The following is a 660-nucleotide window of genomic DNA, read 5'->3' as shown; positions in this document are numbered from 1 at the left end:
ATCAACATAAATCCAGCAATTGCAGACAATATGGTGATTACCATTCGAAAAAGTATTAGGCTTGGGTGACGAACTACCGCAACTTTTTCACCGTCACAATTCCAAGCACCAAAGAGGCGTGTAGGGCCATCAAAATCATCTCTCGGGGCAAACGCGTCTTTACAGGGTTTTGCGTCTTTAAACTTACAGCCATTTAGTTCTTCAGCCTTGGCTAAGCGGTCCTCATAGGTTAAATAATAGAGATGATCTTTGGGTAGGTCTTCATAATATGCATCATCTAGGCAATACCCCATTAGTCTATCGCCATATGCATCTAGTTCTGCTTCTCGCTTCTCTTCTTCAGTAGCTCCTTTTTGATAGAGCACTTCTCTTTCTTTAGCCCTCTTTGCTAAATAATTACGTAACTCTTCATGAGTCATGTCCTTAATCTCTTTCACCACCAACTCCTTTTGATTAACTACTTAAAGCACTTGTAATACTAACGCCCTACCACACCTTCCAACGGTTTATTTGGCAATCATCAGCATCAAAGTACTTTTTCATTACCTCTGGAAATGGGCCGTTAAAGTGGGCGTTCTTATCGAGCTTATAGTGATACTCCATAATTTCGTAGTAATATTCTTCTATCGGTTGGGTAGTATCCATAAACCGATTTATCTG

1 pseudogene is annotated in these 660 nt (G+C 40.3%); it reads right to left on the bottom strand.

The window, feature by feature from the left end:
* Positions 1-437 (bottom strand): annotated as a pseudogene (locus BB427_RS02750) (hypothetical protein); the annotation flags it as partial.
* Between the last annotated feature and the right edge of the window lie 223 nt (positions 438-660).

The organism is Pseudoalteromonas sp. BMB (assembly GCF_001709235.1).
Lineage (GTDB): Bacteria > Pseudomonadota > Gammaproteobacteria > Enterobacterales > Alteromonadaceae > Pseudoalteromonas > Pseudoalteromonas maricaloris.
Note: the sequence above shows the minus strand (reverse complement) of the source record. Positions and strands in the feature narration are given on the sequence as shown.